Source organism: Mycolicibacterium chengduense (assembly GCF_033741155.1).
Classification (GTDB): Bacteria; Actinomycetota; Actinomycetes; order Mycobacteriales; family Mycobacteriaceae; genus Mycobacterium.
The window spans coordinates 474,650-499,479 of the sequence record NZ_JAWQNH010000005.1 but is presented as its reverse complement, the minus strand read 5'-3'; the positions used below and the strand labels follow the sequence as shown (position 1 = coordinate 499,479).

Genomic DNA, 24,830 nt, shown 5'->3' with positions numbered 1-24,830 from the left:
GACGACCGGGTGACGGCCCGCCCGGCGCACAGGCACTGCGGAAGCGGCTGCGCGACAACGAAACCGCCGCACGCTTGAGGACGGTGTCGGAGGAACTGACCGGGGTGGAGATCAACTGAGCGAGATCAGTTCGTCGTGCGCGTCGAACGGCAGCGGCTGATTGGTGGACGCGGTGACGACCATGTTGCTGAGTGTGATGGAGCCGCCGTGATTGTCGAGGAAGGCCGTGTCCGCGGCGTCGCGTCCGGTAGCGATGCGGACCAACGTTTGACGCGGCGCCAGGTAGGTCGCGTCGACGACGTACCAGTGACCGTTCACGAAGGCTTCGGCGACCGCGTGGAAGTCCATGGGTACACAGCCCGGCGCATACGCCGCGACGAGGCGCGCCGGGACATTGACGGCCCGCAGTAGCGCGACGACAAGGTGCGCGTAGTCGCGGCATACGCCCGCACCGGCCAGCAGGGTGTCCTCGGCCCCGTCGATGGGATCGCTGCTGCCCGGCACGTAGCGCAACCGCGCCCCCACCCACGACGAAATGGCCTCCAACAGCATGGCGGTGTCGGTGTATCGGCCGAACTCGTACCCGGCGAAACCGAAGAACTTGTCCGATTCGGCGTAGCGGCTCGGTCGCAGGTACTGCGACAGGTCATAGTCGGTGACCGGAGCGGGGTGGCCCCGGCCGGTGATGGTCGCGGCGTAGTCGACGGTGAGACTGCCCACCCCGACGTCCAGTTTGTGGATGCGATTGCCGTGCACGCCGGTGATCTCGGTGGCGAAGACTGTTTGCCCGTTCAAGACGAACGTCAGTGACTCCGACACCTCAGCGCCCGGGTGTGGGGCCACGGCGATCTGGAACTCCAGGGCGGCCGGCTCGGTGATGTCCACGTCGAGGTGGGTGCCCACCTCGCGGATGAGGATGCTGATGATCTCCGCCGATCCATGGTCGAGGCGGCGTGGCGGCGGTGCCACGCCAAGGTGCAGGATTGCGGCTCAACCTTAAAGGCTGGGACGCGCAGGTGCGCACCGGCGCCGCATCGAATATCAACCCGCTGATATGCCTCCGTACCGCAACCCCAGGGGACTAGCCTGACGTCACATTCCGGGGTGGTCACGCGGTCCGGCCCTTGCGAAGGGAGCCTCGATGAACTGCTCACGGTACATCGGCAGAGTCGGGGCACTGGCGGTATTTCTCGGCGTGGGCGTCGGCGTGACGATGCCGGACTGGGTCGCGTCGGCCGAGCCGCCATCCACGAGCCCGGGTGTCTCTGACTCCGCGCCGGCCGCGGATGCTTCACTCTCCAGAACCCCGGCGCCGTCCGCAACCCCGGCGTCCCCGGACGCCACGACGCCCACCGCCGTGGCCCACACTGCCGCGACACACAAACATCGCCCCGCCGTTGCCGATCCGCCCCCGAAGAAGCCGGTGCCGGCCCAGACCACCACCACCTCGTCGACGCACCCGCTCAAGAAGGCCACCAAGCCACCGGCCGATCCCGGCCCCGCCGACATCACGCCCGCGTCGGCACCCGCGCCCACCACCCATCTGGCGGTGGCGATATCGGCCACCGCGGCGCCGACGGCCACGCCGGCGGTGGCACCGTCGCATCCGCCCACGCTGGTCGGTGCCGTGGTCACCGCCGCCAAGCAACTCATCAAGGCGGCCCTGGGACCGCTGGTTTCGACGCTGCCGTCGCACGTTCCCCCGCAGTCCCCCGTGGTGTGGACGGTGCTGGCGTGGGTGCGCAAAGAGGTCGAACAGAATCTCTTCCCACCTCACGTCACGCCTGCCTGGTCGGTGACCAGTCCCAACCTGTTGGTGAACCCGAGCGCCGAAGTCGGTGATCCGTCGCTGTCCGGCACGAGTTCGGTGACCATTCCCGGCTGGTCGGTAACCGGCACCCCGACGGTCATCGAATACGGCGCGAAGCGCCGCACAGCCTGGCCCCTGTCGACGCCGGGCCCGGTGTGGGGCAGCTACCCCAGCGTGCGGCCCTCACCCACCGACACCCAGTTCTTCGGCGGCGGCAACGTGGGCACGTCGACACTGTCGCAAACCGTGGACCTCGCAGCGGCGGCGCCGAGCATCGACGCCGGTGCGGTGCCGTTCACGCTCAGCGGGCGGCTGGGCGGCGCATCGACCGACCCGTCTGCGGCGTCGATCACCGAGCAGTTCCTGGCCGACGACGGAACCCCCTTGGGCACCGGCAAGATCGGCCCCGTCACGGCGCTTGATCGGTGGTTGCAGACCGGCTTGCTCGCGCGGGATACGTCGGGCGTCATCCCGGTCGGCGCCCGCTCGGCGCGGGTCGTCGTCACGCTCAAGGATTCGAACCCCGCGGCGCTGGGCTACAACAACGCCTACGCCGACGACCTGTCGTTCACCGTCGGCGCCGCACTGCCCGCACCCGCGCCGCCCGCTCACCCGGCGTCCACCGTCGGCGCGCTGGACCACGTCTTCATGGTGTACATGGAAAACAAGGGTTATCGCGACGTCGTCGGAAGTCCGAACGCCCCGTACATCAACAGCCTCCTCGACACCTACGGTGCGGCAACCGCCTACTACGCGCTGACTCACCCCAGCGACCCCAACTACTACCCGATCCTCGGGGGCTCGGATTTCGGCTTCAACTACAACTGCCCGACCGATTGCATCGACCAGCACAACCTGGCCGACAACATCGAGACCGCCAAAAAGACATGGGCCGGGTACGCGCAGGGCATGTCTGCGGCCGGCCCGTACGTGGAAACCGCCGACTATGCGCCCGACCAACTGCCCTTCCTCGCCTACCACGACATCTACGACGATCCGGCCCGGGCCGCGGCGCACCTGTTCCCGCTGACCCAACTGGACAAGGACTTGAAATCGGCTGATACCACGCCCAACTTCGTCTGGTTCGCCGCTAACGAAGCCAACAATATGGAGGGCCCGGTCAATTCGGTGGGCGGCGTCCTCAGTTATGTCGCCAGCCTGCTGACCAACCGCCAGTACAACATCAAGGCGGGCGACGCGTTCATCCGGGACACCGTCTCGACAATCGTGAATTCGACTGTCTGGCAAGACTCCACTCAGAAGAGCGCGATCTTCCTCACCTTCGACGAAGACAGCAACAACCTCTCCCTCGGCTTCGCCAACGAGGGCAACCATGTGGTGACGATCGTCATCCCGTCACCGGGCGCGGTGACGGCTGGGATGCGAACCGGCAACTTCACGGTCGACGGCTACGCCAACCACTACAGCCTGCTGCGCACCATCGAGGATTCCCTCGGCTTGCCGACGCTCACCGCGAACGACGCGTACGCCCAGCCGATGAACGAATTCTGGACGCCACCGGCGACTGTCTAGGTATCGGATGTGCCGACACTCGAATCACGACAATCTGCGCCGGCAGGACTTCTGCGCGTGTTCTGGCCGACCGAGGCCGAAGCCCTGGCCGTACTCGACACCGAGATGAATCAGGGTCTGGAGCTGACCGGTCGTCTCCACTGCTTCGGCGACGATTTGCGCGCCCATCTCAGCACCCAGGGAGGTGAGCGCGGTGGCGATCGCCCGCTTCGCGGGATCGTTGTCGATGTCGGCGGTCAACTCACCGTCGATCTTGATGATGTCGGGACGAAGTCGCAGCAGTTGGGTAAAGCTGGCATAACCGGCACCGGCATCGTCGACAGCCAGGCTCATCCCCCGCTCACGCAGGCGCTTCAGCCCCACGGCGAGGTCATCGGGAAACGGCTCATGTTCGGTGATCTCGATGATCAGCTTACGGTCTTGGGCTATCAAGAAGTCCTGAATTCGTTCTTCGAGCACCGCGGTCGGACTGAGGTTGACCGCGATCGGACAATCAGCCTGGATGTTGCCCGCGCCGGCCAATACCGCGTGCAGCGCAGCTTCTTCCAGGTCGAGACCTCGCCCCAGGCGCCGCGCCGTGCCGAACCATTGCGCCGGAGTCAACTCCGACAAGGTGGGAAACCGTGCCAACCCTTCGTAGGCGATGGTTTTGCGACTCGTCAGGTGCACGATGGGCTGGAACGCTACTCGAAGAGCTTCCGGGTGCGCGAGCAGCTCGTCCAGTCGGATCTGGTGGCTTTCGGCCTCGACCGCCTCCGGCACCATGAGCGATGCGACGAATCGAGCCGGGAAGGCGCCCTGCGCATGCTTGTGGTCATCGTTCATCGCATGGGTCAGCAGCGTCGAGAGTTCGGACTGGCTGCTGATCAAGGCCGAAACGAAGTCGCTGACGACAACCATCGGGCCGATGTCCTTCGCGGTGAAAGCAGCCCGCGCTCTGGCAGCCAGCATCAGAGAACCCATCGCTGCACCGTTGCGTATCAACGGAATCACCGCCCATGACCGGGTGCCCCACTGCTTGTTGAGTGCCCGCACTTTCGGAGCCAACCGGGTGTCGATCAACGCGTCGTCCACCAGATGCGGTCGCTTTTCCTGCGCCGCAACGCCCTGCAAACTGTGGTCCATGGCGATGACGAAGCCCAGAGCAGGCGATAGGACGCCGCTGGCGGAAACGGTCACAAAGGCATTGTCGGAGGCACGAAGCAGGTTGATTGCAGCACCGTCGGCATTGACCATGAAGGCACACGCTTGCTCGGCGACGCGACACATCAGTGACGCCGGATCCACCGAGGTGGTCAATGCGTCTACCAGCCGTTTCATTGCGCCCTTCCTCCGCAACGGCCACGAACCCCGGCATGTGGTGCTGATGTGAGGCGAGGTCAGCGAAGCTCGCAGCGTCGCAGATTCACCCAGGTTACGCACATATATGGCGCCAGCGGTGCGCAACAGGCAAATAACCTGTAGAAAACCTGGGTGCCCGCCGTTCATGCCGCCGAGCGGGCTGAAATCTCCAATTCCGTGAAATCGCAACCATAATCAGAGTTCATGCCGGCGCCGCCATAGGCGGTCCCACGCGACCAGTGGGGGTGGCTACCGTGTGGCCTCCGCGCGCAGCACCCACGCCGCGCCACCGGCAACCTCGACATGAGCGCAATGCCGGCTCCATATGGAGCCAAACGCGCTGTGGCGTAGCGCTTCCCACCCGCGTAGTTCCGGTGATCGCACCGGCTGCCGCCGCGACGCGGCACCGAGCAATAGTAGCTTCTCCCCCTCGTGCATCTCTTCAGTCAAGGCGACGCGCAGCGCTGAAGCAACCGAATATCCCCAAACATCGTGCGTCCAATACGGTTCCCAGTCGGGTTCTACGCAAGTCCTACCCGGTGGGAAAGTCTGCGCTGCGGGACAGGGACTCGTTCGCCCGAATGTCGGCAAGCGCCCCTTCGAGCGTGGCCGTCACGGCGTCGAATCCACTGTTGCCCAGCACCAGTCGCCGAGGAGGCTGGTCCTGCGCCATGGCCGCGATCACCGCCCGCGCCCCGCGGTGCGGATCGCCGGGCTGCACACCGTCCATCTCGACAAAGGTGGCGCGGACCCGCTCCAGCATGGCGTGATACTCCGGAATCGGCTCCGTGACAGGTTCATCGGCAAAGCCGGCGTAGGCGTTGGTGCGAAAAGCGCCCGGCTCGACCGCCAGCACCGAGATGCCCTGTCCGGCGACCTCCGCACGCAGCGTCTCGGTGACCGCTTCGATGGCGAACTTTGTCGCGCTGTAGTAACCGAATCCGGTCGCCGCCACCAGCCCGGCCACCGACGACACGTTGACGATCCATCCGTCGCCGCGGGCACGCATCCCCGGCAGCACCGCACGCGTCACCGACAGCACCGCGAAGAAGTTCAGCTCGAACATCGCCCGCACTGACGACTCGTCCATTCCCTCTATCGATCCGAACCACCCGCGGCCGGCGTTGTTGACCAGCACATCGATGCCGCCGAAGTGCTCCTCGGCCACCCGCACCGCCCGCGAGACCTGCACGGCGTCGGTCACGTCGAGCGGGATGACGAGGACGCGGTCGCCGTATTCGTCGGCCCACGATGCCAGCTCTGCCGGACGCCGGGACGTCAGCACCACGCGACCGCCCGTCTCGAGCGCCGCCTCCGCGAACGCCACTCCGAAGCCACCGGGCGTCCCCCCGGTGACGAGCCAGCGCTTGGTCATGGCTCGATCACCACCCGGCTGATCAAGCCGCCGCCGAGGGTGAACCGGTAGTTCAAGTCGGCGACCCCGCCGGGGAAGTTGCCCTCCAGATGCTGCGTGAGGTCCACGCCGACGTCGGTGCTGGTCGACCCGGTGAATGCCGTGGTGTAGGTGTACTCGGTGGCCGCGGTGGCCATCCAGGTCCCGATCTCGTCATGCCCCGTGTAGTCGTGGCCTTCGTCGGTCACCACGGCACCGGGAGTGAGCGTGGCGAGCGCCCGGCCGACGTCTCGAACGTCGAGTGCAGCCATGAAGGTTTTTACGGCGTCTGGGAGTGCATCCCATTCGGTGGTGGTCATGGCCCCACGATGGGGTTTCCCCCAACGGGAAGGTCAAGCGCGTGCCGCAATGTTGACCTTGCCCCAGGGGGAGACTGCAGGATGGCTTCACCGCTTCACGCGCGGCCGAGGACAGAGGAGGACGCGATGGGCGCACGGGTGTCGATCGGTGACTTCGCGGTGATGACCAGCCTGAGCAGGAAGGCGCTACGGCACTACCACGACATCGGCATCCTGGAACCGGCCCACATCGACTCCCACACCGGCTACCGGTTCTACGACACGGGCCAGGTCGATCATGCGCACATCATCCGCCGGTTCCGATCGCTCGGCATGTCCATTCCCGACATCAAAGCGCTGCTGAGCACCGACGACGCGGCGGACCGCGCCGCGATCATCACGACGCATCTCGAACAGATGGAAATGCAGCTGCAGCAGACGCGCGAGACGGTGAGCGCGCTGCGCGAGTTGCTCTCTCCCGGGCGCACCCCCGCCGAGGTGGAGGTGCGCCAGGAGCCAGCGCTGGCCGTGTGGTCCGTCGGCTCCGTCATCGACGCCTCGGAGATCGACGGCTGGTTCGCCGCCGCGCTGAGGGCGTTGTATGACGCGGTCGCCACAGCAGCAAGCGCCCGTGCCGCGGTCGTGCTGGGGGGCCTCTACGACCGAGCCCTGTTTCTCGAAGCGCGCGGCGAGGCCAAGCTGTTCATCGCAGCGCCGCCATCCTCGGACCCGCCGAAGGGCGTCCACGCCGAGGTGCTGCCCGCGGCCGAGTACGCGGTGCTCACGCACCCCGGCGGCCACGACGAAGGTATCGACCGCAGTTACGGAGCGCTGGGGACCCACGTCAACGAGCACCTGATCAGCCACCAGGGCGCGATCCGCGAGCACTACATCGGCGGAACACCGTCCGCTCCCACGGCATTCACCGCCACCGAAATCTGTTGGCCGATTCTGCGGACCACGGCACCGCCTGCGTGAAAGTCCTTGTCTCCAAGCACGGAAGGGCGCAGCAGCGCCTGACATGTCCGGATGTCGCCCGGCAGGACTCGGGGCGGTCCCCTTCCGAAAGCGATATCGCATGCGATATCGCTTTCCAGACTCGATTATCACCCAGTACAGGACGTTCAGCGTTGGCGGGCGGCCACCGAGGGTTGACCTGAGTCAGACCACGCTTACCCAATGATCCGGTGACTTGCACACATCGCCGGCTGTCGTGTACCGGGCCGACAGGGTATGGTCGTCGTATCGGCGGTCCTTTGCACACGAGGCGCTTTCGAACACCGTGTCATCGCAGATCTGGAACTTTGTGGCTTCTTCCGAGCCAAAGACAGGAGCGTCCGTGTGACGCAGCAACATGTCCTTCTCGATATCAACCATTCCGATTCCGCTGACGAGCAGCCGCGTTCGCGGTTGATGCTCAAGCCCAAGTCTCCAACATCCGGCTTCGTCGATGGCGCTTGGTGGCCAGCCAGCGATGACCTCGTTACGGAACTGCCGCATCTACTGGAGGCCTTGACACCGCGACTCGGTTCGATCAGCCGAGTCATCTACCGGATCGGTGAATGGGTCGTCGAGCCCCGTAAGGTGTATGTGCACGACGACTTGGTGCGCCTGGACGGCTATCGGCACCAGCCACCCGCCACCATCGAAGTGCAGGGTGTGCATGGTGCTCGCATTATCCTGCTGGTGGTGCCACCGACAACCGGTCCACCGGAAGCCCTCGCCACAATGCGCTGCGCGGTTGGACTACATGATGGCGGTGCTGAGGGAGACTCGTTCACGCCTGCGGATAACGATGTGCAGTCGAGCGCACCGCCACCAAAGCTTCGCTTACACAGCAGCCCACCCCGTGCGGTTTACGCTCTCGTTCACGCTGCCCACAGCCGCCGCCGAGATCGGGCGAAACGATGCTTTATCCCTTGTGCCGGCAGCACTGTCAGCGACGTGGAGCTAGTCAGGCGATGAACGCAGAGATCTTTTCTCACCCTTGCCAGACCGTTGTCACAGCGGCCAGTACTGGTTGCGTTGACCTGACCAGGCTCGACTTCTCCGACCAGCAAGACCCACCAGGGCTCGGACGACAGTTTGGCGGCCGATGACACAGGTCGGACGCCGAACACCGCGTGCGGTGCGGCTCACACTCGCCACGAACCTCGGGTCGGGTATCGATGGTGCGTGGTGGCCGCGAGGCAGCGCCGTAGCCGGCGAACTCGTCGAGTTGGTGTCTGCACTGGAGCCCAGGCTCGGCACCATCGCCGACATTGCAATCAACTGGCGAGCGGGCGAAGGCGCCGCTGCACTCCACGCCATCGCGACGGGCGAGGGACCGGTGACAGGTTCTCGCCGTCCGCGCCTCATCTCGCTCATGGGAAAGGTCTGCAGCGCAAGGCTTCTCGTGGTCCCCAGTACGACATCCAAAGAGATAGCAGTACTCGTTCTCGCACGGAGCGCTCGAGCGGCGACAGCCGCGGCACCTACCTGTTGGGCCGACGGTGTCATCTCAGCGGCGCACACGGAAAGTTTGCGCTGGCCAATACACAGCAAGACTTAGGAGTCCGCTGCACGAGAGAGGGCGGCAACGCAACCGTGGCACAGCAGGATCGATCGATGCCCGCACCTCTGCGGCGGCGATGACCACCAAACCGGCACCGCCGTGGACCGAGTCACTCGAACTCAATTTCGCTGGGCACACACTCAATTTGCCGTTGATCGATGTAGTTGTGCGCGCTTTCGGCGGCCCCGCTGGACTGTCGGACGCGAGCACCGACGGTCTCGCGCGGGCCGTTTCGATCGCCTGCGGTTCTCTGATATCGGTTTCCCGTCAAGTCGGTGCGCCATTGGTCGTATCGCTGTGCCGCGGCCTTGTCTCGGTGCGAGTCAGGATCATCGTCGAAGGCGCGCTGAACGGTGATCCCCTCCACGACCTGTCAGCCCACGCGCTCTCCAGAGCGGCGCTCGGTGTCGCCAAGATCGGTTACATCCACCACCACACAAGTGGGGACGAAGTGGGACTGGAGATGATGGTCCGCTGCAACTTCAGCCGACGTTGACATCAGACTCGATCGAGTACAACCCAGCACAGGACGTTCAGCGACGGTGGGGGTGGCCACCAAGGGTTCACCTGGCTCATGCCATACAAAGACGTGGTTTGCATGGCGGGCGCATCCACGGACAAGTGAAGTGATTAGCCAGCGGCATCTGCAGAGCTGACCTAAGCTTGCGCCTCAGCGCGATTTTCATGGGCGTCAATTTCTTCGACGGCTACTGACGAGATCGGGCGAGCCGTCGACGGGGGCAGGCATGGGCACATCGGATCGCCATTGCGAGGCGGCACCTCGGCGTGGGCACGTTGCGCGGATGTGGTTGAGCGCAACCGTGATAGCTCTAGGAATGAGCGTCGGCGCGCTCGGTGCAGCGACTCTGGCCACTGCAGACAGTGGTACAGGTTCGGAACCGTCTTCGGCAGGCTCGTCAAGCACGTCCTCGAGCGGCTCCCACGGCACGGTGAGCAGTTCATCCTCCGCCGCGAGCAGCTCAGCTGCTGGTAGCTCGCCCGCCGGCGATGCCAGCAAAGCCGGCGCGCGGCCCACCAGAAAGCATCCGTCAGCTGAGGACCCCAACAGCCGCAGTGCGGCGGGCGCGGGAGCCTCTTCGACGTCCCCGCCGACCAAGGTCAGCGGCGGGGTGACCACCGCTTCGACCGGCGCGAGTTCGTCGTCGACGGACTCCGCACCCACGTCATCGTCATCGCCTCAGAAGGCGGCCTCGGGCCAAGACCAGAGTGAGAGCGCCGCCACTGCTGCAACGGCGTCGAATCCCGATCCACCCGGCACCGGGTCCTCAGCACCTGGCTCAGCCAGTTCCACGGACCCGGACACCGATTCGTCCGCAGCAACATCTGCGCCAACCACTGGCGCGACCAGTGGCTCGGATGTGACCACGCCCGTGTCGTCATCATCACCGAGCACCAGCGACGGAGGGGCGGCTCCGACGTCGACGGACACTACGGCGCCCACCTCGTCGGAACCGGCACCGATCTCAGGATCGGGCACCACCGGCGGATCCCCGACTACCGGACCCTCGGCGAGCGTCTCCACATCCAATCCGCCGACGTCCAGTCCTTCGTCGTCCAGTCCCTCGTCGTCCACTGCCCCGCCGGTGACGAAAGCAGCCGTCGCGGCTCATCCATCGACCGCCGCGGCGAGCGCGTCAGCGCAGCCAGGCACGCCGCGTGCATTGTCCACTGCCAGCTCGATGACCCTGAGCCCCTCCGCTTCCGCTACCCCATCGTGGGGGCTGCCGACGCCGCAACATGTCATCGCCCAGGTGCAGAACTTCGCCGCCAACATCGCGCAGATCGTGGTCAATCAGATCGCCGGTGTACAACGAAATCTGGCCCAACTCAGCGCCGATCTGGCACGCATCTTCGGCATCCACGAACAAGTCATCACCGCGCCCGGTTCGTATGGCACACCCAACGCTGACGCGCAGTACTGGACGTCGAGCGATATCAACACTGCGGCCCTGGCCACCATCGCCATGGCCTACGCGCAATTGACCGGGACCGTCGTCAATCTGGCGGGATTCATCAACACGGCGCAGAACACTGACAGCCAGTTCAACAACGGTCAGAAGATGTACGAGCCCGGCAACACGGTCTGGCTCAACGACAGCCTCGAGCTTCTGCAAGACAAGGGGGTCCGTGTCATCAGCACGTACTACCCCAACGGCGATTTCTCGAAGGCGCTCAACGACTTGGCTGAAAACCTGCAAGACCCGGGAAAGGTCATGATGGCGGTCATCAATGGCCCCGCCACCGGCCTCAGCGGTACGTATTGGAAGTCGGTGGTGGTGTTGGGAGTCGACACCGCCAACGGGACCGTGCGGCTCAACGACCCGACGCTCGCCGACGGGCAGGACATGACGATGAGCCTCGATGACTTCCAATCCGCCTGGCAGAGCAAGAGTTATCGGCTGATCAGCGCTGCACTCAACGCCACACCCAGAACTCCGGTGGTGGTGCCCCCATCGGCGCCGACGCGGCTGGTGTGGTCGCTGCCCAGGCTCGACCAGCTGGGCAGTGCGCTCGGCGGTTTCGCTGTCAATGTCACCGCATTGGTGGTCCATCAGATCCAAGGAATCGCCGGCAACCTCACCGACTTCGGCAATGACCTGGCCAGTGCCCTGGGGATCGGTCCGCTGACCAACACCGTCACCGGTCCGCCGGCCCCCAACGAAACCCAGTTCGGGAACTACGCCGCCAACCTGCCCTACTGGATCTATCAGGGACAGAAGGCTTCCTGCTCATTGATGGCCATTGCGGGGGTGGTCGGTCAGCTCACCGGCTCGATGCCCACCGAAGAAGCCATCCTGAATCTGGCCCGTTCCACGGCCAGCGACACCTACGCCAACCAGACCATCTTCGTCGGCGACGGCGACGGAAAGACCGGCGGGCATTACGGCACCAACAACGTCGACGCGGTCAAGCTACTCAACATGTACGGTCTCAACGCCGACATGACGCAGTACACGAAGAGTCAGGGCGCGTTGGCACTCGACGATCTCGAAGCGGCGCTCAGCGACGGCCAGGGCGCAATCGTCTCCATCCACAACACCACGCTCTACAACGGATACCTGCGCAAGTACTTGGGCTATGACTTGACTCCGTTGAGCGGTATCCAGCAAAGCAATCACAGCGTCATCGTGCTCGCGGTCGACCTCGACAGAAACACGGTGTACTTGAACGACAGCGCCCCCCGCGAGGGACAGGGACTTGCGGTGCCACTCGACACATTCATGCGGGCCTGGCAGGCCAGTACCTTTACGCTCATCACCGCCGAACGGCAGACGGCCGCCACCGCAGCGGCGAGCGTCGCCGCGCTGTCCGCGGCGGCCTAACCTCTTCAGGCATTGCGTAGCCGCATCGATCTCGATCACCGGTGCGGTGCGCACCCGGCAGGCCCTCTATCGCAGACGCGAAGGCCTCTCGCCGAATCTGATCCCGCCGAGCTCGGCACGAGCTTTCCGGGGCCGACATTCGCGACGACGCTCACGAAAAAACCCGCTCCGGCCGAGGCCGGAGCGGGTTTTCCAGGAGTGGAGCTAAGGGGATTCGAACCCCTGACCCCCACACTGCCAGTGTGGTGCGCTACCAACTGCGCCATAGCCCCGTAACTTGTGCTCACCGAAAGTACACCACTCGTACCCCTGGTTCAAAACCGCTGGTCACGGGAGCTCGCCACCCGCCTCCGGGCCCAACGGACGGGCCGGGGTGTGCTCCTGGGCGGCCATCCCGCGGGTCTCGGGCGCGAAGACCCACCCCAGCGCCGCGACCAGCAGGATGACACCGCTGATCACGAACGCCGAGCCGAACGACACGTACTGGGCGATCTGCCCGACGGCCAGGGATCCGATGATCGAGCCGACGTCGGACATCATCTGGTAGACGGCCACCGCGGTGCCGGCCCGGGCCTTGCTGCCGACGATATCGGCCACCGCGGCCTGCTGTGGTGAGGTGAACACCCCGGCGGCCGCTCCGGCGACGAACGCGGCCGCCATGAACAACGTCAACGACGACGTGAGCCCGACCAGCAGGGTGGCCACCCCGGACACCGCCAGACCGGTGATCAACGGCACCCGGCGGCCCACCCGGTCGGACAGGTGCCCGCTGGGGATCACCGCCGCGACATTGCCGACCGCGAACACCGCCAGCGCCAGCCCCGCCATCCGCGGCCCCCGGTCGAGCACCTCGGTGACGAACAGCGGCACCAAGGCGACGCGCAACCCGAACACCGACCAGCCTGTGGCGAAGTTGGAGAACATCGCCGCCAGGTAGGCCCGATTGCGCAGCACCATGCGCACCGTCACCGTCGGCCCGTCCCGCTCGGCGGGCGCCGCCAGCGGCGAATGCCGCAGGCTGACCCAGACCACCGCGGCGGCCACCAGCAGCGCCACCCCGTAGATCGCGAACGGCGCGGACAACCCCAGCCCCGCGGTCAGCGCACCCAGCACCGGGCCGCCGACCGAACCGACCAGGAATGCGCTGGAGAACATGCCGGCCACCCGGCCGCGGGCATCCTGCGGGGAAATCCGGATCATCAGCCCGAGCGAGGACACCGTGAACATCGCCGACCCGAACCCGCCCAGCGAGCGGAACACCAGCAGTTGCCAATACGTCTGCGCGAACGCGCACGCTCCCGTGGACACCGCAACGATCAGCAGGCCGGTCAGGTAGACCCGCCGCTCCCCCAGCCTCTGCACGAAGATGCCGGATGCCGGCGCCGCGCACAGCCTCATCAACGCGAAAGCGGTGATGACGAACGTCGCGGCACTGATGCTGACGCCGAAGTCGCGGGCGTACTGCGGCAGCACCGGCGCGACCACGCCGTACCCGAGGGCGATCACCGCGTTGGCGGTGATCAGTACCCAGACCTCAGCGGGCAGCTTTGGCTTCTGGGGCGCCGTACAGTGCTCGATTTGCTCCTCGCGTCCGCAGTCGCCCTCCGAAGAACTCACCCGATGACTGTATTCACCAACTCCTTGGCCGCTTGCTGCACCTCGGCAAGATGCTCGGCTCCCTTGAACGACTCCGCATAGATCTTGTAGACGTCCTCGGTACCCGACGGCCGCGCGGCGAACCATGCGTTCTCGGTGGTGACCTTGAGCCCGCCGAGCGCTGCGCCGTTACCGGGTGCGGCAGTGAGCTTGGCGGTGATCGGCTCACCGGCCAACTCGGTCGCGGTGACCTGTTCGGCCGACAGCTTGGCCAGCCGCGCCTTCTGCTCCCGGTCGGCGGGGGCGTCGATGCGCGCGTAGGTCGGCGCCCCGTACTTGTCGGCCAGCTCGGTGTACCGCTGCGACGGGGTGGACCCGGTGATCGCCAGGATCTCCGAGGCCAGCAGCGCCAGGATGATGCCGTCCTTGTCGGTCGTCCAGGTGGCACCGTCGGTGCGCAGGAACGATGCCCCGGCGCTCTCCTCGCCACCGAATCCGATTGAGCCGCTGATCAATCCGTCGACGAACCACTTGAAGCCGACGGGCACCTCGACCAGCTTGCGGCCAAGGCCTGCCACCACCCGGTCGATGATCGAGGAACTCACCGCCGTCTTGCCGACGGCGGTGTCCGCGGACCAGCCCGACCGGTGGGTGTACAGGTAGTCGATGGCCACCGCCAGAAAATGGTTCGGGTTGAGCAGCCCACCGTCGGGGGTGACGATGCCGTGCCGGTCGGAGTCCGCGTCGTTGCCGGTGGCGATCTGATACTTGTCCCGGTTGGCGATCAGTGAGGCCATCGCGTTGGGCGAGCTGCAGTCCATCCGGATCTTGCCGTCGGTGTCCAGCGTCATGAACCGCCAGGTGGCGTCGACGAGCGGATTGACCACCGTCAGATCCAGTTGGTACCGCTCGGCGATCGCACCCCAGTAGTCCACACTCGCCCCGCCCAGCGGATCGGCGCCGATCCGGATACCCTGCGTGCGGATGGCATGCAGATCCACCACATTCGGCAGGTCCTCGACATAGGCGTTCAGATAGTCGTGTCGCTGCGCGCTGTGCAGCGCGCGCGCCAGGGGCACCCGTTTCACATCCTTGAGGCCGCCGCGCAAGATCTCGTTGGCGCGCTTGGCGATCCATCCGGTGGCATCGGTATCGGCCGGTCCGCCGTTGGGTGGGTTGTATTTGAAGCCGCCGTCGCGGGGCGGGTTGTGCGACGGGGTGACGACGATCCCGTCGGCGAGGTCGCCCTCCCGCCCGCGGTTGAAGGTCAGGATGGCGTGGCTGACGGCCGGGGTCGGCGTGTAGCGGTCGGCGGTGTCGATCATCGCGACCACGTCATTGGCGGCCAGTACCTCCAGCGCCGACGCCCACGCCGGTTCACTCAAGGCGTGCGTGTCACGGCCGACGAACAGCGGTCCGGTGGTGCCCTGCGCGGCGCGATATTCCACGATGGCTTGGGTGGTGGCCACGATGTGCGCCTCGTTGAACGCCCCGTCCAGACTGGAGCCGCGGTGCCCGGACGTCCCGAACACCACCTGCTGGGCGACATCGTCGGGGTCGGGCACGACGGTGTAGTACGCCGTCACCACGTGTGCGATGTCGATCAGGTCGGACGGGTCGGCCGGGGTACCGGCACGTGGATTGGCAGCCATGCCCACGATTCTTGCGTACTTGCCGCAAGCCTGCCGCAAGTGTGTCACAAGTGCGGCGCGACAACGTATCCGACATGAACAGTTCCGCACGATCAGCCCAACAGACCGCCGTCCCCGATCTGTCCGGTATCACGATGGCCCACCGCGCGATGAGCACCGACATCGGGCGGTTGGCCGCGCTGCTGGACGCCGTCGCCCAAGGCAGGCACACCTGCGCCCACCCCGACGACGTCGACCGTTACATCCGGCTGCTGTGCGATTCCATCCACCATCACCACACCGTGGAGGACGACGTGCTGTGGCCGATCGTCACGGCGTCGGCGGGCAGCTTCGTCGATCTGTCCGAGCTGATAGACGACCATGCGGCGTTGGACCCCCGGCTCGATCGCATCCGGGCGCTGTCGACCGCCTTCCGGAAGACGCCAGGGGCGGCCACGGCGGCGCCGCTGGCGGCCGCCCTGGCCGACCTGCACCAGCTGGTGTGTGAGCACATCGCCGATGAGGAGCGCACGGTGTTCGCGGTGATCCGCGACCACGTGTCGGTGGCCGACTGGGCGGTCGTCGAGAAGGCCGCGCAGCGGGCGGGCAAGATGTCGTTCGACGGACCGCGCGTCATGAACGTGGCGACCGCGGAGGAGTTTGCGGCGGCCGCGGCCGCGGCCAACCCGCTGCTGATCGCCTTCATCAAGCTGATGATGCGCCGGCACAACCGCTTCGAGCGACGGGTTTTCGCTTAGAGCAGGGCGGCAGCCTCGGCGGCCAGCCGGCGCGTCAGCTCCGCCGCGGCGGCCCGATAGCGGGCCGCCGCATCGGCGTCGCCATCCGCGTCGGCCAGGGCGGCCAGCGCCGCGTCGACCGGACCGGTCAACAACGTGCCGTTGTCCAGCCCGGCCATCCGCCCGCTGTAGGGCCTGAGCTCCTCGGCCACCGCGCGAGCCACCGCCAGGTCACCGATCCGCACCGCGGCATGCACCCGCAAGGTGGCCATCGCCACCCAGTAATAGGAGCGCTCGAGCGGGACACGCTGCGACCAGACCTCCTGCGCTTCGGCCGTTCGACCCACCGCCATCAGGGCCAGCACCGTTCCCTCGGCCATGGTCGCGGACACCGTGCGGTGCAGCACCAACAGTTCGTCGGCCATCGGCCCGAGATCGCCCCGGGTCAGCGCGGCGCTGACCCGGCCCACCAGACCGACCAGCACACCGTTGGCCACCCCGTGTTCGGCCAGCTTGGCCCCGGCGGCCAGATACCGGGCCTCGCCCTCGTCCGGACGTCCGGCCAACACCGTCAGCTGCGCGGAGTAGGCGTCCAGCACGCCAAGCAGGTAGGCCAGCTGGCCGGTGGCCGCCCGGGCCACCGCCTGGTCGACGTGGTGCAGTGCGGTGGCCAGATCGGATCGACCGGACGCCGCCAAGAACAGCAGCCAGTGCCCCACGGCCTGATAGTCGACGGCACCGCAGTCCTGTGCGGTGCGCAGGAATTCGGCGAACACGGTGTCGCGTTCGTCGGCCAGATCCGGTCCCAGACAAGCAAAAGCCCGCACGTTCAGGGCGGCGCACAGCAACCGGGCGTGCGCGTCGGGGTCCTGCTCGTACAGTGCACGGGTCAAGGTGAGGGCCTCGGCGCTGGCCGCCATCGCCGTCGCGTGGTCGGCGCCCTCCACCTCTTTGAACAACGTGATCAGTAGCCGCGCCCGCAGGTGCGGCGGATGGTCGAGGGTCAGCAACCGACGCAGCGGATCGACGATCACCGGATCGATGTGGTCACCGGTGCGCAACCGCCACACCAGCGGGCTGTCCAGCGCGGTCATCGCCTGCACCAGCAGGGCGTCGTCGGCGGCGGCAAGGGTGACGGTCCGGTTCAACTCCTCGCGCGCCGAGATGGCGTCACCGGCGCGTGCCAAGGCAGAGATCAGTCCGCAGCGCGCCGGGACAGCGCGGGCCGGTTCCGCGTCGGCCAGCTCGAGCATCCGTACCGCGGCCCGCCATTGCCGCGCGGCCTCGCCCGGCGCACCCATGGCGTCGGCCTCACGAGCGGCGGCGGTCGCGAAAACTGCTGCTGAATCGGCAGTTTCGGCGGTGGCAGCGGCCACCGCGTGATAGGCCAGCGTGGCGGCGTCCGCGCCGCGGCCGCGCAGCATGTCCAGCGCCGCGGCGTGCAGTCGGGTACGACGCAGTAACGAGGTGTCGTCGTAGAGGGTGTCACGGATCAGACTGTGCGCGAACCTGATTCGGCCCGGCGCCGGCTCATCGAGCAAGCCGGCCAACACCGCGGGTTCCAGCGCGTCGAGCAGTTCGTCGCCGCTGTGCGCCAGCTCTTCCAGCAGGTCCAATTCGACCTCCCGGCCGAGTACCGCGGCCTGGCGCAGCGCAGTGGCGGTCTGCCCGGGCAGCCGCGCCAGCCGGCGGCGCACCACATCGCGTACGCCGGCCGGGACACCTTCGTACGCGGCAGCGGGGCCCTCGGCGGCCATCAGGCGGGCCATCTCCCGCACGAACAGCGGATTGCCATCCGTCCTGTCCCGCAACAGTTTCAGGGTTTCGGCCGTCATCGCGGGCAGACCGCAGTCGGCGGCGAGTTCGACAAGCGCCGCGTCGTCGAGTCCGGCGAGATGCAGATGCGCTGCCGTGACATTGGCGAGTGCCGCGCGCGCCATCTCGAGTTCGGCGCCGGATTCCGACGGGCGGTACGTGCCCACCGCGAGCACCGGCTGGGCCCCGAGCCGGTCGGACACCAGGCGCAGCAGTTCCAGCGTCAGGCCGTCGGTGCGGTGCAGATCGTCGAGCACGACGACCAGCGGCTGACCGGACGCGGCCCGGCCCAGGACGCGGGCAAGGGTGTGCGCCAGCCAGAAGGCCCCACCTTCCGGCGCTGTTGCGGCCGCGTCGTGCAACAGCGGTGCCAGTGCCGCGGCCTCGGTGGGGTCCAACCCGGAGCGGAACGTGCCGAGCACCTCCGTCCAGGCCCAGCCCGCCGGCGCACCGTCGACCTCGGGGCACCGCCCGAGTGTCACCAGCCACCCTGACCGGTGCAGGGCGGCCGCGGCGGCGTCGGCCAACGTGGTCTTGCCCGCCCCGGCCTCACCGCCGATCCACACCACCTTCAGTCCCTCCCGGCAGGCCGCCGTGGCAGCCGAGGCGATCGCGGCGAGTTCGCCTGCGCGCCCACGGGTCCGGGACATCGTCGGCGCCGGCGTCGCGGCGGCCGGCAGCACGACGGGAGCCACGGCGATCGGCTCGAGGTGATCGGCTTGGCGCAGGATGTCACGCTCCAGGTCGCGCAGGGCGCGGCCGGGTTCGAGACCGAGTTCACCGGTCAGGTATTCGCGAGTGCGACGCAACACGTCCAGCGCGGCGACCTGTCGTCCGGCGCGGTAGTGCGCGGAGGCCAACAGACATGCGGCCGTCTCCCGGTCCGGGTGGTCGCGGGCGTGCGGTTCCAGCAGCCGGACCACGACGGCGTGCTGCCCCAGCGCGGCCTGGGCGCCGGCATAGGACTCCATGGCCGACAGTCGCAGCTCCGTCAGCCGGGCGACCTCAGGCGCCGCCCAGAAGGTGTCGGCCACCTCGGCGTACGGGTCGCCGACCCACCCGGCGAGGGCATCCTGCAACTGGTCCGATCGTGACTCGGCGGCAACGGTTTTGGCTTCCAGCGCCCAAACGTCGACGGCATCCTCGGGTAGCCGCAGGCAGTAACCTGGTGCGGCACTGACGATCACCTGCGCCGCGGCGCGGCGTTGCCGTCCTGGTTCGAGCACCCGGCGCAGATGAGATATGTAGGCCTGCAGCGCGGCCAACGCTTTCGGTGGCGGTTCGCCTTCCCAGAGGTCCTCGATCAGTCGGTCCACCGACACCACCTGACCGTGCGCCAGCACCAGCCGGGCCAGCACGGCGCGCTGCTTGGGACCGCCGAGGTCGACCGGCCTGAATTCCCCGGTCGCTTCGCTCCTGTCCGCCGGCGCACCCTGAACCCAGGCACGGATCGGGCCCAGTACACAGATCCGCACAGCAGTCATGGTGTGCCCAACATAACGTTCCGAGCGGCGGGCGACATACTGAGCGGCATGACTGGCTTCGACCGACGCGAACTGGCGGCCGTGTTCGCCGGTGGCGCCTTGGGCACGCTGGCCCGGGCGGGGCTTGGTCATGTACTGACGGTGCCGCCCGGGCACTGGCCGTGGCCGACGTTCATCGTCAACATCATCGGCACCGTGCTGCTGGCCTTCTTCACCACCCGGCTGCTGGAGCGGTTGCCGACATCGGCCTACCGGCGGCCGTTGTTGGGCACCGGGTTGTGCGGTGGCCTCACCACGTTCTCGACCATGCAAGTGGAAACGGTGGCGATGCTGGAGCACCGGTTCTACGCGCTGGCCGCCGCCTATACGGTGGCCAGCATCGCGGTCGGACTGCTCGCGATGCACGTGACCACCGCGCTGGTACGGCGGGCGCGGGTCCGATGAGCGTCGTCGCACTCTGGATCGGTGTCGCGTTGATCGGCGGCGTCGGCGCGGTCTGCCGGTTCGTGGTGGACAAACGTGTGCAGCAACGGGTGTCAAGGCCGTTTCCGGTGGGGACGCTGGTGGTCAACATCAGCGGCGCCTGGCTGCTCGGTTTCATCGGCGGGCTCGCCCTCAGCCCGCACGCCGCCCTGCTGGCGGGCACCGCGTTCGTCGGCGCGTACACCACGTTCTCGACGTGGATGTTGGAGACCCAGCGTCTCGCCGAGGAACGCCAGATGTGGCCGGCCGCCACCAATATCGTGATCAGCATGGCACTCGGGCTGGCGGCGGCGTGGCTGGGCCAAACGATGGGAGCCGCGCTGTGAGCACCGAGTACCTGAAGCTCACCGCGTATTTCGGGGAGCGGTTACGGGGCCGGCGCCGGTTCGTCGCCGACGAACTACTGGACCTGTTCGGAATGCACCGGGTGGCTACCAGCGTGGTGCTGCGCGGTAGTGCCGGTTACGGTCCGCGCCACGAATTGCGCAGCGACCTGACGCTGTCGCTGTCAGAAGACCTGCCGGTGGCCGTGGCTGCCGTGGACCGCGCCGAACGCATCACCGGGCTGACCGAGCAGGCCGTGTCGATGATCAGCCGGGGCATCGTCACGCTGGAGCGGGCACAGTTGGTGGGCGCACCGCCACCCGAGCACGCCAAGCTGACCGTGTACGTCAAGCGCACCGGGTCCCATCGTGCCGTCTGCGACATCCTGCACGCGCACGGTTTCGCCGGGGCGGCCGCGTTCCTCGGCGTGGACGGTACCGCGGGCGGCCAGCGCAGGCGGGCCCGCTTTTTCAGCACCAACACCGATGTGCCGGTGATGATCATCGCCCCCGGCACCGGAGACCAGGTGGCCGCCGCCGCGCCCGAGCTGCAGCGGCTGGTGCCCGGCGCGACCATGACGGTGGAGCGGGCCCAGGTGTGCAAGCGCGACGGTCGGCTGCTCGCGACGCCGGAACCGCTGCCGGCGACCGACGCCGCAGGACGGCCGCTGTACCAGAAGCTGATGATCCACACCGCGGAGAACACCATGGCACCGCACGGCGAGGTGCCGGTGCACCGGGCGCTGGTGGCCCGACTTCGAGACCGCCGGGTTGTCAGCGGAGTCACCGTGCTGCGCGGCGTCTGGGGTTTCCACGGTGATCACGAACCGTACGGCGACAAGCTGTTTCAGCTCAGCCGCCGGGTACCGGTGACCACGGTGGTGGTGGATACTCCGGCACGCATCGCGGCGTGCTTCGAGATCGTCGACGAGGTGACCGGCCGGCACGGGCTGGTCACCAGCGAATTGGTTCCGGCCCTGGTGAGCATCGACGGTGGCCGCCGGCGCGGTGCGACGGACTTGGCCGCGCACGGCGGGTGAGGCTAGGCGGTCAGCGGTGCCGGCTCACTGACCCTATCGGTGCGACGGGATATCGTCCGGGGTGCGAGGGAACGCGTAGAGCGCCATCCGGCGATTCGACATCTGATGCTCGCCAAGAAAAGTGCATCCGCCGTACTCGACCAGCCGGCGCGCAGCGATGTTGCGGTGATCCGGGTCGAACATCACCCGCCGGCACTGCGGCTCGCCGGCGAACAGATCGACCAGCAGCGTGGGCAGCAGCAGCGCGGCGATGCCCCGGTTCACCAGGTTGATATCGGCGATGGCGGCATGCAGGCCCAGGTCGTACGGGTCGGCGTCATAGCACGTGGCAATGGAATCCTTTGCCGCCCGATAGATTTCGATATAGCCGACATCCTCGCCATCGCGGCTTGCGACCAGCGGGCGGGAGAACGAGCCGGCGAGCTGGGCCTTGAGGTACAGCCGCCAACGTTCCGGCGGCCAGTCGTACTCCCAGGCCTGCACCAGGTGCGGCTGATTCATCCACCGCGAGATCAGCTCGGCGTCGGCGTCCGGGTCGGCCAGCCGGACCCCGTACGGCTCGGCAATCTGCGGGATCGGCGGGGCAGCGACGGCGCGGACCTCGTCGGTAATCGTGGTCAACTCGCGCGGCAGGATGGGCAGCGCCTCGTCAGTCTCGATCATTTGAGGCCCGAGCCTACCCAACCCCGCGTTGTTCAGGTGAGCTACGCCGGCGGCGAGGAGGTAGACCGCTTCACCTCCACCGACCCGGTGTTGCTGCGCTTCGTGGCGTCCCGGGGCGGGCGCTCGGGTTAACCGCGCGGCGGCCACACCGGCGCGCCTAGTTCACGCGAGACCGTGCGGGCGGTATCGCGCAGCGCGTCGACATCGGCCGGTTGCAGTGGCCAGCGACCGGTGGGGACCACCAGGCCGATCGCCCCGATCGCGTCCGCAGAGGAGTCGAAAACCACGGCGGCAGTCACGCATTCACCGAGCACCGCTTCCTCGACCTCGGTCGCGATACCGGTCCGACGGGTCTGCGCAAGCTGGTCGGCGAGCACATCGGCATCGGTGACGGTCTCCCCCGTCATGCTCCGCAAATTCTTTGGCGTGTAGTCGTTTTGGAATGCCAGCAGCCCCTTGCCGAGTGCACTGGCATGGGCGGGGATGACGATGCCGACCTCCGGCATCTGCCGGGTGCCGTCCGGTCGCGGTTCATGCGCGACCACCACCACCTCGTCGAACAACAGCACGCCGGTGCGCACCGCGCATCCGGTGCGCCGGGCCAACCCTTCGGCCCAGATGGCTACGCGGGAGCGCAGTTCCAGGCTTTCCAGGTACACGTTGCCCAGCTTCAGGGTGGCCGGCCCCAGCCGGTAGCGGCCCGAGTCGACCTCTTGTTGCACCATGCCGTGCGCCAGCAGGGTGCGGACCAGGCCGTGCACCGTCGAGGGTGCCAGTTCGATGGCGGTGGCAATCTCTCCCAGGCTCATCCGGCGCCCACCCTGCAGGACCGTGAGAATGCGCAACGCTCGATCCACCGCCTGGATCATCGCGGCCCCTCTCGTCCGTGGTCAGACCTCTTGTGCACCACGAAGCATAAGCGTATGGTCCACATCACATTCGACATTATCGAATGACGTCCGAGATAGTCGCAGCGATCAGCTGCCATCGTTCAAGGGAGAACGCGATATGGACGAGCCCTCGCTCTGGCAGAAACTGGCGGCCGAAACGCTCGGCACGGCCTTCCTGGTCTTCATCGGTGTCGGCGCGGTCCCGGCCACCATCATCGTGAACGGGGACGCACCGTTCACCATGGCCGATCTCGGCATGATTTCGCTGGCCTTCGGCACCGTCGTGGTCGCCACCGTCTACGCCCTCGGTCACATCTCCGGCAACCACATCAACCCCGCCGTGACGATCGGACTGGCGGTGACCGGCCAGTTCCCGTGGTCGCGAGTACCCGCCTACATCGCGGCCCAGGTGGTGGGCGCCACCGCCGGTGCCGCCGCGATCCTCGGGGTGCTGGGCACCTCCGCCCGCGACGCCGGGCTGGGCATCGCCACCTATTCCGCGCAGACAAGTGCGGTACAGGCGTTTTTCGCCGAGTTCGTGGGTACGTTCATTCTCGTGTTCACCGTCTTCGGCGTGATACACCGCAAGGCCCCGGCCGGTTTCGCCGGTGTCGCCATCGGTTTGGTGGTGTTCGCGGCGATCATTCCGGTCGCCCCGACCACCGGCGCCTCGATCAACCCCGCCCGCACCTTCGGCCCGATGCTCGTCCAGCAGCTGGCCGGCGGCTCGGTCGCCTGGCACCAGCTGCCGGTCTATGTCGCCGCCGAACTGCTCGCCGGTGCACTCGCCGCGCTCGGTTACGTCGCCATCTCGCGTACCCGCGCCGACGCCATCCCAGCGCCGGTGGCCAGCCCGTCCACCCCTACCAACGCAGCCGCCTGAGGACCCCAGCATGAAGAAACTCATCAACGATCCCGCCGATGTCATCGCCGAAGCCCTGCGCGGCATCGCCCTCGCCCATCCGGAGCTGCGCGTCGATCACGCCAACCGGATCATCTACCGCGCCGATGCCCCGGTGGCCGGCAAGGTCGGCCTGCTCTCCGGCGGCGGTTCGGGGCACGAGCCGCTGCACGGCGGCTTCGTCGGCCGGGGCATGCTCGACGCAGCCTGCGCCGGTGAGGTTTTCACCTCCCCGGTGCCCGATCAGATGCTGGAGGCCACCAAGACCGTCGATGGCGGTGCCGGTGTGCTGCACATCGTGAAGAACTACACCGGCGACGTGATGAACTTCGAGATGGCTGCCGAACTCGCCGCCGCCGAAGGTGTCACCGTCGAGTCGGTGATCGTCGACGATGACGTCGCGGTGCAGGACAGCACCTACACCGCAGGCCGGCGCGGGGTCGGGGCCACCGTCTTGGTGGAGAAGATCGCCGGGGCCGCAGCGGACCTGGGCCGACCGCTGGCCGAGGTCGCCGAGGTGGCCCGCCGGGTGAACGCGGCATCCCGCAGCATGGGTGTGGCGCTGACATCGTGCACCGTGCCCGCCGTCGGGCATCCGACCTTCGACCTGCCCGACACCGACATCGAGATCGGCATCGGCATCCACGGCGAACCGGGTAGGCAGCGCATCCCGATGCAGCCCGCCCGCGCCATCGCCGAGCAGATGGCCGAGCCCGTCCTGGCCGACCTCGACTTCGCCTCCGAGGACGGTGTCATCCTGTTCGTCAACAGTATGGGCGCCACCCCGCTGATCGAGTTGTACGTCATGTACGCGGAGTTCGCGGCCATTCTGGACAAGGCGGGTGTGCGGATCGCCCGGTCGCTGGTGGGGCCCTACATCACCAGCCTGGACATGGCCGGCTGCTCGGTGACCTTGCTGCGGGCCGACGACGAACTGCTGCGCCTGTGGGATCACCCCGTCAACACCCCGGCGCTGCGGAGAGGATGCTGAGC

23 protein-coding genes and 1 tRNA gene are annotated in these 24,830 nt (G+C 67.3%); 12 read left to right on the top strand and 12 right to left on the bottom strand.

Annotation, left to right across the window (positions count from 1 at the left end; all coding sequences use genetic code 11):
- Positions 1 to 111: 111 nt before the first annotated feature.
- On the bottom strand, positions 112 to 903 hold the full coding sequence (locus SBI67_RS20895; RefSeq protein WP_318982595.1) for a transglutaminase-like domain-containing protein: 792 nt from the start codon (positions 901 to 903) through the stop codon (positions 112 to 114).
- Between the two features lie 238 nt (positions 904 to 1,141).
- Between SBI67_RS20895 and SBI67_RS20890 the strand changes: the two genes are divergently transcribed.
- Complete coding sequence (locus SBI67_RS20890) at positions 1,142 to 3,343, top strand: alkaline phosphatase family protein (RefSeq protein ID WP_318982392.1); 2,202 nt, start codon at positions 1,142 to 1,144, stop codon at positions 3,341 to 3,343.
- 24 nt (positions 3,344 to 3,367) lie between these two features.
- Here the strand turns inward: SBI67_RS20890 and SBI67_RS20885 are convergent, their stop codons facing one another.
- From SBI67_RS20885 to SBI67_RS20875, 3 genes are all read right to left on the bottom strand, one after another.
- The gene (locus SBI67_RS20885; RefSeq protein WP_318982391.1) at positions 3,368 to 4,663 is read right to left on the bottom strand and encodes a sensor domain-containing phosphodiesterase; all 1,296 of its coding nucleotides are present in this window, start codon (positions 4,661 to 4,663) and stop codon (positions 3,368 to 3,370) included.
- A 553-nt stretch (positions 4,664 to 5,216) separates the two neighbouring features.
- Entirely contained in the window at positions 5,217 to 6,059 is an 843-nt protein-coding gene (locus SBI67_RS20880; RefSeq protein WP_318982390.1) for an SDR family NAD(P)-dependent oxidoreductase, read from the bottom strand.
- The gene (locus SBI67_RS20875; RefSeq protein WP_318982389.1) at positions 6,056 to 6,397 is read right to left on the bottom strand and encodes a nuclear transport factor 2 family protein; all 342 of its coding nucleotides are present in this window, start codon (positions 6,395 to 6,397) and stop codon (positions 6,056 to 6,058) included. The genes SBI67_RS20880 and SBI67_RS20875 overlap by 4 nt, the downstream gene beginning before the upstream one ends.
- 126 nt (positions 6,398 to 6,523) lie before the next feature.
- On the opposite strand from SBI67_RS20875, the gene SBI67_RS20870 reads away from it, so the two are divergent.
- The 4 genes from SBI67_RS20870 to SBI67_RS20860 all read left to right on the top strand — a co-directional run bounded on the left by SBI67_RS20870 (position 6,524) and on the right by SBI67_RS20860 (position 9,426).
- A complete protein-coding gene (locus SBI67_RS20870; RefSeq protein ID WP_318982388.1) occupies positions 6,524 to 7,354 on the top strand; it encodes a MerR family transcriptional regulator in 831 nt (276 codons plus the stop codon).
- Between the two features lie 363 nt (positions 7,355 to 7,717).
- Entirely contained in the window at positions 7,718 to 8,341 is a 624-nt protein-coding gene (locus tag SBI67_RS20865; RefSeq protein WP_266046926.1) for a DUF5994 family protein, read from the top strand.
- Between the two features lie 130 nt (positions 8,342 to 8,471).
- Positions 8,472 to 8,927: a DUF5994 family protein gene (locus tag SBI67_RS29155; protein WP_413232538.1), complete on the top strand. Its 456-nt coding sequence runs from the start codon at positions 8,472 to 8,474 to the stop codon at positions 8,925 to 8,927.
- A gap of 79 nt (positions 8,928 to 9,006) precedes the next feature.
- Complete coding sequence (locus SBI67_RS20860; protein ID WP_266046925.1) at positions 9,007 to 9,426, top strand: hypothetical protein; 420 nt, start codon at positions 9,007 to 9,009, stop codon at positions 9,424 to 9,426.
- A gap of 195 nt (positions 9,427 to 9,621) precedes the next feature.
- Here SBI67_RS20860 and SBI67_RS20855 read toward each other — a convergent pair whose 3' ends face one another.
- Entirely contained in the window at positions 9,622 to 10,113 is a 492-nt protein-coding gene (locus SBI67_RS20855) for a hypothetical protein (RefSeq protein ID WP_318982387.1), read from the bottom strand.
- A 15-nt stretch (positions 10,114 to 10,128) separates the two neighbouring features.
- A complete protein-coding gene (locus SBI67_RS20850; protein ID WP_318982386.1) occupies positions 10,129 to 10,524 on the bottom strand; it encodes a hypothetical protein in 396 nt (131 codons plus the stop codon).
- Positions 10,525 to 10,630: 106 nt separating this feature from the next.
- On the opposite strand from SBI67_RS20850, the gene SBI67_RS20845 reads away from it, so the two are divergent.
- Positions 10,631 to 12,274, top strand: coding sequence for a C39 family peptidase (locus SBI67_RS20845; protein ID WP_318982385.1), 1,644 nt, complete (start codon positions 10,631 to 10,633; stop codon positions 12,272 to 12,274).
- Between the two features lie 199 nt (positions 12,275 to 12,473).
- Here the strand turns inward: SBI67_RS20845 and SBI67_RS20840 are convergent.
- From SBI67_RS20840 to pgm, 3 genes are all read right to left on the bottom strand, one after another.
- Positions 12,474 to 12,546 (bottom strand) — tRNA-Ala (locus tag SBI67_RS20840).
- A 55-nt stretch (positions 12,547 to 12,601) separates the two neighbouring features.
- On the bottom strand, positions 12,602 to 13,891 hold the full coding sequence (locus SBI67_RS20835) for an MFS transporter (protein ID WP_318982384.1): 1,290 nt from the start codon (positions 13,889 to 13,891) through the stop codon (positions 12,602 to 12,604).
- Positions 13,888 to 15,522 (bottom strand): phosphoglucomutase (alpha-D-glucose-1,6-bisphosphate-dependent), encoded by a 1,635-nt coding sequence (gene pgm, locus SBI67_RS20830; RefSeq protein WP_318982383.1) that lies wholly within the window; start codon positions 15,520 to 15,522, stop codon positions 13,888 to 13,890. The genes SBI67_RS20835 and pgm overlap by 4 nt, the downstream gene beginning before the upstream one ends.
- A 74-nt stretch (positions 15,523 to 15,596) precedes the next feature.
- On the opposite strand from pgm, the gene SBI67_RS20825 reads away from it, so the two are divergent.
- Positions 15,597 to 16,259 (top strand): hemerythrin domain-containing protein, encoded by a 663-nt coding sequence (locus tag SBI67_RS20825; protein ID WP_318982382.1) that lies wholly within the window; start codon positions 15,597 to 15,599, stop codon positions 16,257 to 16,259.
- Here the strand turns inward: SBI67_RS20825 and SBI67_RS20820 are convergent.
- Positions 16,256 to 19,537, bottom strand: coding sequence for an ATP-binding protein (locus tag SBI67_RS20820; protein ID WP_318982381.1), 3,282 nt, complete (start codon positions 19,535 to 19,537; stop codon positions 16,256 to 16,258). The two genes, SBI67_RS20825 and SBI67_RS20820, sit on opposite strands and share 4 nt — an antisense overlap.
- A gap of 48 nt (positions 19,538 to 19,585) precedes the next feature.
- Here SBI67_RS20820 and crcB (SBI67_RS20815) point away from each other — a divergent pair, with 48 nt between their 5' ends.
- Genes crcB (SBI67_RS20815) through SBI67_RS20805 form a run of 3 tightly spaced genes read left to right on the top strand, consistent with a single transcriptional unit; the run spans position 19,586 to position 21,383 of the window.
- Positions 19,586 to 19,981, top strand: coding sequence for a fluoride efflux transporter CrcB (gene crcB, locus SBI67_RS20815; RefSeq protein WP_318982380.1), 396 nt, complete (start codon positions 19,586 to 19,588; stop codon positions 19,979 to 19,981).
- The gene (crcB, locus tag SBI67_RS20810; protein WP_318982379.1) at positions 19,978 to 20,346 is read left to right on the top strand and encodes a fluoride efflux transporter CrcB; all 369 of its coding nucleotides are present in this window, start codon (positions 19,978 to 19,980) and stop codon (positions 20,344 to 20,346) included. Before crcB (SBI67_RS20815) ends, crcB (SBI67_RS20810) begins: the two co-directional genes overlap by 4 nt.
- Positions 20,343 to 21,383 carry a DUF190 domain-containing protein gene (locus tag SBI67_RS20805; RefSeq protein WP_318982378.1) on the top strand — a complete coding sequence of 347 codons (1,041 nt, stop codon included), beginning with the start codon at positions 20,343 to 20,345 and terminating at the stop codon, positions 21,381 to 21,383. The genes crcB (SBI67_RS20810) and SBI67_RS20805 overlap by 4 nt, the downstream gene beginning before the upstream one ends.
- Before the next feature lie 33 nt (positions 21,384 to 21,416).
- Here the strand turns inward: SBI67_RS20805 and SBI67_RS20800 are convergent, their stop codons facing one another.
- Together SBI67_RS20800 and SBI67_RS20795 are read right to left on the bottom strand one after the other, a co-directional pair.
- Positions 21,417 to 22,046, bottom strand: coding sequence for a GNAT family N-acetyltransferase (locus SBI67_RS20800; RefSeq protein ID WP_318982377.1), 630 nt, complete (start codon positions 22,044 to 22,046; stop codon positions 21,417 to 21,419).
- Between the two features lie 128 nt (positions 22,047 to 22,174).
- A complete protein-coding gene (locus SBI67_RS20795) occupies positions 22,175 to 22,915 on the bottom strand; it encodes an IclR family transcriptional regulator (RefSeq protein WP_318982376.1) in 741 nt (246 codons plus the stop codon).
- 139 nt (positions 22,916 to 23,054) lie between these two features.
- On the opposite strand from SBI67_RS20795, the gene SBI67_RS20790 reads away from it, so the two are divergent.
- A complete protein-coding gene (locus SBI67_RS20790) occupies positions 23,055 to 23,819 on the top strand; it encodes an MIP/aquaporin family protein (RefSeq protein WP_318982375.1) in 765 nt (254 codons plus the stop codon).
- Positions 23,820 to 23,829: 10 nt separating this feature from the next.
- On the top strand, positions 23,830 to 24,828 hold the full coding sequence (dhaK, locus tag SBI67_RS20785; protein ID WP_318982374.1) for a dihydroxyacetone kinase subunit DhaK: 999 nt from the start codon (positions 23,830 to 23,832) through the stop codon (positions 24,826 to 24,828).
- The last annotated feature ends 2 nt before the right edge of the window (positions 24,829 to 24,830 follow it).

Bases quoted from the DNA above. Each gene is read 5' to 3' on its own strand.
- SBI67_RS20890 (WP_318982392.1), top strand. From the start codon at position 1,142: ATGAACTGCTCACGGTACATCGGCAGAGTCGGGGCACTGGCGGTATTT.
- SBI67_RS20885 (WP_318982391.1), bottom strand. From the start codon at position 4,663: ATGAAACGGCTGGTAGACGCATTGACCACCTCGGTGGATCCGGCGTCA.
- SBI67_RS20880 (WP_318982390.1), bottom strand. From the start codon at position 6,059: ATGACCAAGCGCTGGCTCGTCACCGGGGGGACGCCCGGTGGCTTCGGA.
- SBI67_RS20875 (WP_318982389.1), bottom strand. From the start codon at position 6,397: ATGACCACCACCGAATGGGATGCACTCCCAGACGCCGTAAAAACCTTC.
- SBI67_RS20870 (WP_318982388.1), top strand. From the start codon at position 6,524: ATGGGCGCACGGGTGTCGATCGGTGACTTCGCGGTGATGACCAGCCTG.
- SBI67_RS29155 (WP_413232538.1), top strand. From the start codon at position 8,472: ATGACACAGGTCGGACGCCGAACACCGCGTGCGGTGCGGCTCACACTC.
- SBI67_RS20860 (WP_266046925.1), top strand. From the start codon at position 9,007: ATGACCACCAAACCGGCACCGCCGTGGACCGAGTCACTCGAACTCAAT.
- SBI67_RS20845 (WP_318982385.1), top strand. From the start codon at position 10,631: ATGACCCTGAGCCCCTCCGCTTCCGCTACCCCATCGTGGGGGCTGCCG.
- pgm (WP_318982383.1), bottom strand. From the start codon at position 15,522: ATGGCTGCCAATCCACGTGCCGGTACCCCGGCCGACCCGTCCGACCTG.
- SBI67_RS20825 (WP_318982382.1), top strand. From the start codon at position 15,597: ATGAACAGTTCCGCACGATCAGCCCAACAGACCGCCGTCCCCGATCTG.
- SBI67_RS20820 (WP_318982381.1), bottom strand. From the start codon at position 19,537: ATGACTGCTGTGCGGATCTGTGTACTGGGCCCGATCCGTGCCTGGGTT.
- crcB (WP_318982380.1), top strand. From the start codon at position 19,586: ATGACTGGCTTCGACCGACGCGAACTGGCGGCCGTGTTCGCCGGTGGC.
- crcB (WP_318982379.1), top strand. From the start codon at position 19,978: ATGAGCGTCGTCGCACTCTGGATCGGTGTCGCGTTGATCGGCGGCGTC.
- SBI67_RS20800 (WP_318982377.1), bottom strand. From the start codon at position 22,046: ATGATCGAGACTGACGAGGCGCTGCCCATCCTGCCGCGCGAGTTGACC.
- SBI67_RS20795 (WP_318982376.1), bottom strand. From the start codon at position 22,915: ATGATCCAGGCGGTGGATCGAGCGTTGCGCATTCTCACGGTCCTGCAG.
- SBI67_RS20790 (WP_318982375.1), top strand. From the start codon at position 23,055: ATGGACGAGCCCTCGCTCTGGCAGAAACTGGCGGCCGAAACGCTCGGC.
- dhaK (WP_318982374.1), top strand. From the start codon at position 23,830: ATGAAGAAACTCATCAACGATCCCGCCGATGTCATCGCCGAAGCCCTG.